This window comes from Klebsiella sp. PCX (genome assembly GCF_021869705.1).
Lineage (GTDB): Bacteria > Pseudomonadota > Gammaproteobacteria > Enterobacterales > Enterobacteriaceae > Klebsiella > Klebsiella quasipneumoniae.
Genome location: NZ_CP091527.1, coordinates 4,615,993 through 4,625,923 on the forward strand (window position 1 = coordinate 4,615,993; position 9,931 = coordinate 4,625,923).

At 56.7% G+C, this 9,931-nt stretch carries 12 protein-coding genes; 9 read left to right on the forward strand and 3 right to left on the reverse strand.

Annotated features, from left to right (window positions below; genetic code table 11):
• Window positions 1-11: 11 nt before the first annotated feature.
• From kdsC to npr, 9 genes are all read left to right on the forward strand, one after another.
• Entirely contained in the window at window positions 12-578 is a 567-nt protein-coding gene (kdsC, locus tag GQR96_RS22085) for a 3-deoxy-manno-octulosonate-8-phosphatase KdsC (protein ID WP_065903864.1), read from the forward strand.
• Window positions 575-1,150: an LPS export ABC transporter periplasmic protein LptC gene (gene lptC / locus GQR96_RS22090; RefSeq protein WP_004206202.1), complete on the forward strand. Its 576-nt coding sequence runs from the start codon at window positions 575-577 to the stop codon at window positions 1,148-1,150. The genes kdsC and lptC overlap by 4 nt, the downstream gene beginning before the upstream one ends.
• Window positions 1,119-1,664: a lipopolysaccharide ABC transporter substrate-binding protein LptA gene (gene lptA, locus GQR96_RS22095; RefSeq protein WP_002918415.1), complete on the forward strand. Its 546-nt coding sequence runs from the start codon at window positions 1,119-1,121 to the stop codon at window positions 1,662-1,664. Before lptC ends, lptA begins: the two co-directional genes overlap by 32 nt.
• A gap of 6 nt (window positions 1,665-1,670) precedes the next feature.
• Entirely contained in the window at window positions 1,671-2,396 is a 726-nt protein-coding gene (gene lptB / locus GQR96_RS22100; RefSeq protein ID WP_004206203.1) for an LPS export ABC transporter ATP-binding protein, read from the forward strand.
• A gap of 47 nt (window positions 2,397-2,443) precedes the next feature.
• Window positions 2,444-3,877: an RNA polymerase factor sigma-54 gene (rpoN, locus tag GQR96_RS22105; protein WP_032456660.1), complete on the forward strand. Its 1,434-nt coding sequence runs from the start codon at window positions 2,444-2,446 to the stop codon at window positions 3,875-3,877.
• A 22-nt stretch (window positions 3,878-3,899) separates the two neighbouring features.
• Complete coding sequence (hpf, locus tag GQR96_RS22110; protein WP_004206206.1) at window positions 3,900-4,187, forward strand: ribosome hibernation promoting factor; 288 nt, start codon at window positions 3,900-3,902, stop codon at window positions 4,185-4,187.
• 70 nt (window positions 4,188-4,257) lie between these two features.
• Complete coding sequence (gene ptsN, locus GQR96_RS22115) at window positions 4,258-4,746, forward strand: PTS IIA-like nitrogen regulatory protein PtsN (protein ID WP_004144926.1); 489 nt, start codon at window positions 4,258-4,260, stop codon at window positions 4,744-4,746.
• A 45-nt stretch (window positions 4,747-4,791) separates the two neighbouring features.
• Entirely contained in the window at window positions 4,792-5,646 is an 855-nt protein-coding gene (rapZ, locus tag GQR96_RS22120; protein ID WP_004206208.1) for an RNase adapter RapZ, read from the forward strand.
• Window positions 5,643-5,915, forward strand: a complete 273-nt coding sequence (gene npr, locus GQR96_RS22125; RefSeq protein ID WP_002918431.1) for a PTS phosphocarrier protein NPr — start codon at window positions 5,643-5,645, stop codon at window positions 5,913-5,915. The genes rapZ and npr overlap by 4 nt, the downstream gene beginning before the upstream one ends.
• Before the next feature lie 62 nt (window positions 5,916-5,977).
• On the opposite strand, the gene mtgA is transcribed toward npr, so the two are convergent.
• The 3 genes from mtgA to arcB all read right to left on the reverse strand — a co-directional run bounded on the left by mtgA (window position 5,978) and on the right by arcB (window position 9,926).
• Window positions 5,978-6,703 carry a monofunctional biosynthetic peptidoglycan transglycosylase gene (gene mtgA, locus GQR96_RS22130; RefSeq protein ID WP_004206209.1) on the reverse strand — a complete coding sequence of 242 codons (726 nt, stop codon included), beginning with the start codon at window positions 6,701-6,703 and terminating at the stop codon, window positions 5,978-5,980.
• Window positions 6,700-7,353 (reverse strand): isoprenoid biosynthesis glyoxalase ElbB, encoded by a 654-nt coding sequence (elbB, locus tag GQR96_RS22135; RefSeq protein ID WP_004206211.1) that lies wholly within the window; start codon window positions 7,351-7,353, stop codon window positions 6,700-6,702. The genes mtgA and elbB overlap by 4 nt, the downstream gene beginning before the upstream one ends.
• A 233-nt stretch (window positions 7,354-7,586) precedes the next feature.
• Window positions 7,587-9,926: an aerobic respiration two-component sensor histidine kinase ArcB gene (gene arcB / locus GQR96_RS22140; RefSeq protein ID WP_023319214.1), complete on the reverse strand. Its 2,340-nt coding sequence runs from the start codon at window positions 9,924-9,926 to the stop codon at window positions 7,587-7,589.
• Window positions 9,927-9,931: the final 5 nt, after the last annotated feature.

The following is a 9,931-nucleotide window of genomic DNA, read 5'->3' on the forward strand; positions in this document are numbered from 1 at the left end:
AGGAAAAAATAATGAATAATGCTGATGCTCCGTTAGCGACCTGCTATGGGCCGGTAAGCCAGACGTTTCTCGATCGCGCGGCTAAGATCCGTTTACTGATCCTCGATGTCGACGGTGTATTATCCGACGGGCTTATCTATATGGGTAATCACGGCGAGGAGCTGAAAGCGTTCAACGTCCGCGATGGCTATGGTATCCGCTGCGCGCTGACCTCTGGCATTGAAGTGGCGATTATTACCGGACGAAAAGCTAAACTGGTAGAAGATCGCTGTCAGACGTTGGGCATCACGCATTTGTATCAGGGGCAGTCGGACAAGCTGCTGGCGTTCCGCGATCTCACTGACAAACTGGGCGTGCGGCCAGAGGAAGTCGCCTACATCGGCGACGATCTGATTGACTGGCCGGTGATGGCCGAAGTGGGGCTTAGCGTCGCCGTCGCGGATGCGCATCCGCTGCTGCTGCCGTGCGCCGATTACATCACCCGGATTAATGGCGGACGCGGCGCGGTACGCGAAGTCTGCGATTTGTTACTATTGGCGCAGGGCAAGCTGGATGAGGCCAAAGGGCAATCAATATGAGTAAAACCAGACGTTGGGTTATCATTTTACTGTCGCTGCTCGCGCTGATCCTCATCGGCCTGAATCTGGCGAATACGGACGACACGGCCCAGCAGGAGGTCAATCCCAACGACCCGACGTATAAAAGCGAACACACTGACACCGTGGTGTACAGTCCGGAAGGCGCCCTGAGCTATCGGCTGATTGCCGAGCATGTGGAGTATTTTTCCGATCAGGAGGTCTCCTGGTTTACCAAACCAGTGATGACCACCTTTGATACCAATAAGGTGCCAACCTGGTCAGTCAGAGCAGATAAAGCGAAGCTGACAAATGACCGGATGCTCTATCTTTACGGGCACGTTGAGGTGAATGCGCTCGCGCCTGACTCTCAACTGCGCAAAATTACGACGGATAACGCCCAGATAAATCTGGTAACGCAGGACGTTACCTCTGATGACATGGTGACGTTATACGGCACCACATTTAATTCCAGCGGCCTGAAAATGCGTGGAAACCTTCGCAGCAAAAATGCCGAGCTGATTGAAAAGGTGAGAACCTCTTATGAAATTCAGAACAAACAAACTCAGCCTTAAGATTGCGCTCGCCGGCGCGTTACTGGCCGCCAGCCTGCCGGCCCTCGCCAAGACGGGCGATACCGATCAGCCGATCCATATCGAATCCGATCAGCAGTCGCTGGATATGCAGGGCAATGTCGTCACCTTCACCGGTAACGTGGTCGTGACTCAGGGGACGATCAAAATTAACGCTGATAAAGTGGTGGTCACCCGTCCGGGCAATGAAAAAGGCAAAGAGGTGATCGAAGGTTTCGGTAACCCGGCCACCTTCTACCAGATGCAGGATAACGGCAAACCGGTAAAAGGCCGGGCGTCGAAAATGCGCTATGAGCTGCAGAACGATTACGTCGTGCTGACCGGCAACGCGTACCTTGAACAGCTCGACAGCAACATCAAGGGCGACAAGATCACCTATCTGGTGAAAGAGCAAAAAATGCAGGCCTTCAGCGACAAAGGTCGACGCGTCACCACCGTTCTGGTGCCGTCCGAGCTGCAGGACAAAAGCGGCAACCAGCAAAAGAAGAGTAACTAATCCGTTATGGCAACCTTAACTGCGAAGAATCTCGCTAAAGCGTATAAAGGCCGCCGCGTGGTGGAAGATGTCAGTCTCACCGTTAACTCGGGGGAGATTGTCGGCTTGCTTGGCCCCAACGGCGCCGGTAAAACCACCACCTTCTACATGGTGGTCGGGATTGTGCCGCGCGACGCGGGCAATATTATCATTGATGACGAAGACATCAGCCTGCTGCCGCTGCACGCGCGCGCGCGCCGGGGGATCGGCTATCTGCCGCAGGAAGCCTCGATTTTCCGTCGCCTGAGCGTTTATGACAACCTGATGGCGGTCCTGCAGATCCGTGACGATTTGAGCAGCGAGCAGCGGGAAGATCGCGCCAAAGAGCTGATGGAAGAGTTTCATATTGAGCACCTGCGCGACAGCCTCGGTCAGGCGCTCTCCGGTGGTGAACGCCGCCGCGTCGAAATCGCCCGCGCGCTGGCGGCCAACCCGAAATTTATTCTTCTGGATGAACCCTTTGCCGGCGTGGATCCGATCTCGGTTATCGACATCAAACGCATCATTGAGCATTTGCGCGACAGCGGCCTCGGCGTACTGATTACCGACCATAACGTCAGAGAGACTCTCGCGGTCTGCGAACGCGCGTATATTGTCAGTCAGGGACACCTTATCGCTCATGGTACACCGCAGCAGATCCTCGAAGATGAGCAGGTTAAGCGCGTGTATCTTGGGGAAGACTTCAGACTCTGATAGGGTAGAGGTTACAGACGTTTTAGCCGGAGATATTTACCCTGAACATGAAGCAAGGTTTGCAATTAAGGCTTAGCCAACAGCTTGCCATGACGCCGCAGCTGCAGCAGGCGATTCGTTTGCTGCAGTTGTCCACGTTAGAACTCCAGCAAGAGCTCCAGCAAGCGCTGGAAAGTAACCCGTTGCTTGAGCAAACCGATCTTCACGACGAGGTAGAGGCGAAAGAGGTGGAGGACCGCGAGTCTCTCGATACCGTCGACGCACTTGAGCAAAAAGAGATGCCCGACGAGCTTCCTCTCGATGCCAGCTGGGATGAAATCTATACCGCCGGTACGCCGTCAGGCAACGGCGTGGACTACCAGGACGACGAACTCCCCGTTTATCAAGGCGAGACCACCCAGACGCTGCAGGATTACCTGATGTGGCAGGTCGAGCTGACGCCCTTCACCGATACCGACCGCGCCATCGCCACCTCCATTGTCGACGCCGTCGACGATACGGGCTACCTCACCGTTCAGATTGAAGATATCGTCGACAGCATCGGCGATGAGGAGATCGGCCTCGAAGAAGTGGAAGCCGTCCTGAAGCGCATCCAGCGTTTTGATCCGGTTGGCGTCGCGGCGAAAGATCTGCGCGACTGTCTGCTGATCCAGCTCTCGCAATTCGCCAAAGAGACGCCGTGGCTGGAAGAGGCCCGGCTGATTATCAGCAATCATCTCGATCTTCTGGCCAACCATGATTTCCGCACCCTGATGCGGGTGACCCGGCTGAAAGAAGAGGTGCTGAAAGAGGCGGTGAACCTGATCCAGTCCCTGGATCCCCGTCCCGGCCAGTCCATTCAAACCAGCGAACCGGAATATGTCATTCCCGACGTGCTGGTGCGCAAGGTCAGCGGCCGCTGGACCGTGGAGCTCAACGCCGACAGCATTCCACGGCTGAAAATTAATCAGCAGTATGCGGCAATGGGCAACAGCGCCCGCAATGACGCCGACGGCCAGTTCATTCGCAGCAATCTGCAGGAAGCCCGCTGGCTGATTAAAAGTCTGGAAAGCCGCAACGATACCCTGCTGCGCGTGAGCCGCTGCATCGTAGAACAACAGCAGGCTTTTTTCGAACAGGGTGAAGAGTATATGAAGCCGATGGTGCTGGCCGATATCGCCCAGGCCGTCGAGATGCATGAATCGACGATTTCCCGTGTCACCACGCAAAAATATCTGCACAGTCCGCGCGGTATTTTTGAACTGAAGTATTTCTTCTCCAGCCATGTCAATACCGAAGGCGGCGGCGAAGCCTCGTCGACGGCGATTCGCGCGCTGGTGAAGAAACTCATCGCCGCGGAAAATCCCGCGAAGCCGTTGAGCGACAGTAAGCTCACCTCCATGCTGTCCGAGCAGGGTATCATGGTCGCGCGCCGCACTGTCGCGAAGTACAGAGAGTCTTTATCCATCCCGCCGTCAAACCAGCGTAAACAACTGGTCTGACACAACCGATAAGGAAGACACTATGCAGCTCAACATTACAGGACACAACGTCGAGATCACTCCCGCGATGCGCGACTTCGTCACGGCGAAGTTCAGCAAGCTGGAACAATTTTTCGACCGGATCAATCAGGTCTATATTGTGTTAAAAGTAGAGAAAGTGACGCAAATTGCGGACGCGAATCTGCATGTCAACGGTGGCGAAATCCATGCCAGTGCGGAAGGGCAGGATATGTATGCAGCTGTCGATGGTCTTATCGACAAGCTGGCAAGGCAGTTAACGAAGCATAAAGATAAACTAAAACAACACTAATTGTCCGGGCCCCCCTGCGTCAGCCGCCAGGTAACATCGGCGACGGGCGCGGGGGCGCTCAGGTGAAATTATGATGAACAACGATTCGGCTCTACAACTGAGCAACGTCCTGAACCAGGAATGTACCCGTAGCCAGGTTCACTGCCAGAGCAAGAAGCGTGCTCTGGAAATCATTAGCGAACTGGCCGCCAAACAGTTAAGTTTGCCGCCGCAGGTGGTGTTCGAAGCGATCCTCACCCGCGAAAAAATGGGCAGTACCGGGATTGGCAATGGTATCGCCATTCCCCACGGAAAACTGGAAGAGGATACGCTGCGTGCTGTCGGCGTTTTTGTCCAGCTGGAAACCCCCATCGCCTTCGACGCGATCGACAATCAGCCTGTCGACCTGCTGTTCGCGCTGCTGGTGCCGGCCGATCAGACAAAAACCCACCTGCATACGCTCTCCCTGGTGGCCAAACGGCTGGCCGACAAAGCGATTTGTCGTCGCCTGCGCGCGGCGCAGAGCGATGAAGAGTTGTATGAGATCATCACCGAAGCAGGAAGCAGCGATGACGCATAACGGCAGTCGCACCTTATCCTTTATCGTACTGAGGAGAAACGGTACATGGTACTGATGATCGTCAGCGGCCGCTCGGGCTCGGGTAAATCCGTCGCTCTGCGAGCGCTGGAAGATATGGGCTTTTACTGCGTGGATAACCTGCCGGTCGTGCTGCTGCCCGATCTGGCACGGTCGCTGGCTGACCGCAATATTTCGGCGGCCGTCAGCATCGACGTGCGGAACATGCCGGAATCACCGGAGATCTTTGAGCAGGCGATGAAAAACCTGCCGGAGTGCTTTTCGCCGCAGCTGCTATTTCTCGATGCCGATCGCAACACGCTGATCCGTCGATACAGCGACACCCGTCGCCTGCATCCGCTGTCGAGCAAGAATTTGTCGCTGGAAAGCGCCATCGATGAAGAGAGCGATCTGCTGGAGCCCCTGCGCTCGCGGGCCGATCTGATTGTCGATACCTCGGAGATGTCGGTTCACGAGCTGGCGGAAATGTTGCGCACCCGGCTGCTGGGTAAACGAGAACGCGAACTGACCATGGTCTTCGAATCCTTCGGCTTTAAGCACGGTATCCCGATCGATGCCGATTACGTCTTTGACGTGCGCTTTCTGCCAAACCCGCACTGGGATCCGAAGCTGCGTCCCATGACCGGTCTGGATAAGCCGGTGGCCGCCTTCCTCGATCGGCACACCGAAGTGCACAACTTTATTTACCAGACCCGGAGCTATCTTGAGCTATGGTTACCGATGCTGGAGACCAACAATCGCAGCTATCTGACGGTGGCCATTGGCTGTACCGGCGGTAAACATCGTTCGGTTTATATTGCTGAACAACTGGCTGACTACTTCCGCTCGCGCGGCAAAAACGTGCAGTCTCGTCATCGGACGCTGGAAAAACGTAAATCATGACCGTAAAGCAGACCGTTGAAATCACCAATAAGCTGGGCATGCACGCCCGCCCGGCGATGAAGCTGTTCGAACTGATGCAGAATTTCGATGCCGAGGTGTTGCTGCGCAACGATGAAGGCACGGAGGCGGAAGCCAACAGCGTCATTGCCCTGCTGATGCTGGACTCGGCGAAAGGACGGCAGATAGAGGTGGAGGCCAGCGGTCCGCAGGAAGTGGAAGCCCTCGCCGCGGTGATTGCCCTGTTTAATGCCGGGTTTGACGAAGACTAAAGGTGACGCTTCCCGGCGACGGAGACTGGCGACGGTACCAGCCCCGGCGCCGGATTTACCCGCTAATAGAGCTTATGCTCACGCATGAACCCTTCCCCACCCAGCTGTCGCATCTGGCGTAAGATCCAGGCCTGGCGGTTGCGCACATAGCCCGAAGGCGCGTCGGCGCGATAGCGGATCGGGTTTGGCAGCACCGCGGCCAGCAGAGCCGCTTCCCCCGGCGTCAACTGGCTGGCGGGCTTATGAAAATAGCGCTGGGCGGCCGCTTCCACACCAAAAATCCCCTCGCCAAACTCGGCAATATTCAGGTAGACGGTCAGGATTCGCTTTTTACTCCACACGGTTTCCATGCCGACGGTCAATCCGGCCTCCAGCCCCTTGCGAAGCCAGCTACGACCATCCCACAAAAACAGGTTTTTCGCCGTCTGCTGCGACAGCGTTGACGCGCCGCGGATGCGGGTATCGTGACGCTCATTGTGCGCCAGCGCCTTTTCGATTGCCGAGACGTCAAACCCCCAGTGTTCCGGGAACTTCTGATCTTCGGCGGCAATCACCGCCAGCCCCATCCACGGGGAGATCTTATCCATGGCGACCCAGTCGGAGTGCGCCAGATAGTGGACATCGCCGGACAGCCAGGCGCTTACCTGCCGCTCAAGCATGACTGCCGAAAAGGGCACCGGCAGCACGCTAAACAGCGCGATCCCCCCGCCCCAGAAGACGGCGGCGATCAGCAGCAGACGCAGCGCCAGTCGTTTGAGCAGCGCGAAGGGCGCAATGCGGAGCTTCATGCGCTCAGCGCCAGCACGCGGGCGACCAGTTTTTCGATCCCAGTGGCGGCTTGCACAATATTCTCCGCCAGCATATACGCCGGGGTGGTGACCACTTTATTCTCTTCATCCACCACGATGTCGTCGACCGGGCAAGGCACATGCTCCGCCCCCATCTCCTCCACCACATCGGCAGTGTCGAGATCGGTCCCGATAGTCATCCGCAGCGGAAACGCAAAGATCTTCGGCAGTAGCGCCGGAGCGATGCACATAAAGCCCAGCGGCTTGCCGGCCTGATGCATCGCCAGCGCCAGGGCCCGCAGATCGTGGTCCACCTCGCATTTGCTGCCCTCGGCAGCGAAGCTGCTTAAGTTTTTCGCCGCGCCGAAGCCGCCGGGGACGATCAGCGCGTCCAGCGTCTCCTCACGCGCTTGCGCCAGCGGCAGGATGTCGCCGCGGGCGATGCGCGCCGCTTCCACCAGCACGTTGCGCTGCTCCGTCAACGGTTCACCCGTCAGATGGTTGATGACGTCGCGCTGCGGTTTATCGGGCGCAAAGCAGACCGCCTGCGCGCCGTTGCGCGCGATCGCCAGCAGGGTAATCACTGCCTCATGAATTTCACTGCCGTCGTACACGCCGCAGCCGCTCAGTACCACACCAATTTTTTTCATCGCCTTCGCTCCTCCATGCAACTCGCTGAAACCAGTCAAAAATGTCGATTTACTCGCTATGCTTCACATATTTTACTGATTCATGTAACAAATTAGTTAAGCTTTGCTATCTTAATGAGCGAGCAATCCACTTCTCAGGTTGCGCCACGTAACAACATCACTCAAATCACACTGGCTCAACCACCAGTTCCCTGGTGTTGGCGCAGTATTCGCGCACCCCGGTCTGTCCGGGGTCATTTTTTCCCGGCCTTCGCCACCCATGCCTTCAGAATCGCCACGTCGTTTTGCCACTCGGATTTCATCTCTTCAACCCATTCAGCGACATTATCAGACCAGGCAGGCAGGTCCGGCGTCTGGATCTGCTGACCCAGCTGCTGGATGTGGCGCAGGCCAATAGAACCCGCAGCCCCTTTGATCTTATGCCCCTCTTCGACGATCCCTTTTTGATCGCGGGCGGTGAGATTAGACTCAAGGACGGACATATAGCCCGGCATCATCTTCTCAAACACCGCAAGGCCATCGTTGATAAGCTTCGGTCCCACCAGTTCGATGTATTGCTCCAGCATATCGGTATCCAGCACCGCGTCGGCTTTATGCAGATCGGCCGCCGGCGCTTCCTGCGCCTCCTCTTCCGGCGCATCCCAGAATTTTTTGATCATGGCCGTCAGCGCCGGCACCGATAGCGGCTTGCTCAGCACATCGTCCATGCCGGCATCAAGATACTCTTTCTTATTCTTCAGCACGTTGGCGGTCAGGGCTACCAGCGGCGGCAGCTCATCCGCGGCAAAATTCTGTTTTAGCTGACGAGAGATATCCAGACCCGTCATATCCGGCAGCTGGATATCCAGCAGCACCAGGTCGTACTCGCCAGGCTCAAACATCTCCAGCGCGGCTTTACCGGTCATCGCGACATCCACGCTGTTACCCAGCTTTTCCAGCACCGAGCGCGCCACGATGACGTTGAGCTCAATATCTTCTACCAGCAGCACGTTGAGCGCCGGTAATGGCATGTCGTCTTCCGCCAGGGTATCTTCCACTTCTTCCGCAATGGCAGGCGCATGGACGGTGAGCGTAAAGGTCGCCCCTTTACCCGGCTGGCTGGTGACGCTGATATCGCCGCCCATATTGCGCGCCAGGCGGCGCGATACGGCGAGGCCAATCCCGGTGCCGGTGGCTGGTTTGCCGCCGTGGCTGTCTTTGACCTGGTAATACATGGCGAATATTTTGTCCTGTTCCGCTTCAGGAATACCAATCCCGGAGTCTTCCACTTCGAAGTGCAGGATATCGCCTTCGTCATAGCGCACGCGGACGTTCACCCCACCGCCCTGTGGGGTAAATTTCACGGCGTTGCTGATAAGATTCCACAGGATCTGCCGCAGGCGGGTGCCGTCGGTGATCACCTTGTGCGGCAGCGGCAGGCTCGGCTCCAGCACAAAGCGCAGTCCCTTCTGCTGCGCCTGCAGACCGGAAAGGTTTTCAAGGTCGGCAAGGAAGCTGGTGAAGTCCACCGGCTGGTTATCGAGCTGTACCTTACGGCGCTCCATTTTATCCATGTCGATAATATCATTGAAGATATTCCCCAGCGTCACCGCCGAGACATGGATGGTTTTCAGGTATTTTTCCTGCTCGCTGGTCAGTTCGGTATCCAGCAAAATTCGGCTCAGCCCGACGATCCCGTTCAGCGGGGTACGCAGCTCATGGCTGATGGTGGAGATGAAGGTGGTTTTATCCCGGCTGGCGCGTTCGAGTGCGTCCTGATAGCGTTTTCGTTCGGTGATATCGCGCCCGAAGCCCATCAGGCCGCGACGCTTACCGACGCGATCGTAGTACGGGACCTTGCGGATTTCGAAGCACGCTTTACGGCCATCGGGATAGTCCAGCCACTGCTCATAGGTCAGCGATACATTGTGGCGGAACACCTTCTCATCGGTTTCCAGCACCTTTTCCGCTGCTTCTTCGCTATAGACGTCCTGTGGTTTGAGGTGGATCAGCTGTTTCTCGCTTTTGCCGGTCAGCAGTTCCATCGCCCGGTTACAGCCGGAAAACTCTTTATCCTCATTGCGGTAAAAGACCAGGTCCGGGGAGGCGTCGAGGAAAGAGCGCAGAAAGGAGGATTGCTGTTCGAGCTGGATCTGCGTCTCTTCACGCTCTTTCATCTCGATCTTCAGCTGCTCAAGGGTGGTCTCACGCTCGGCTTCCGCCTTTTCACGTTCGCCAATCTCCTGATTCAACTGCGCAATATTGTCTTTCAGCTGCACGTTCAGCTTCAGATCGCGCTCGCGCATCTCCTCCAGCTTCTCCACCAGCCGCGACAGACGCTGGCGGGACTCTTCAAGTTGCTCCACCACCACCGAGAGAAAGTAGACCGCCCACGGGGTGATGAGCAGACCGAAGAAGATAGAGCGGATAACGTCGATGCTTTCAACCTGGCCATGCAGCACCATGGTGACCGCCATCTGTACCACAATGGCCAGCACCACCAGCGCAAGAGCCAACAGCATTGAAAAGCGGACCAGACCCAGCTTCATCATCAGGTCGACATAATACTGCGCCAGCATACGAATTTGCTTCATAGGGG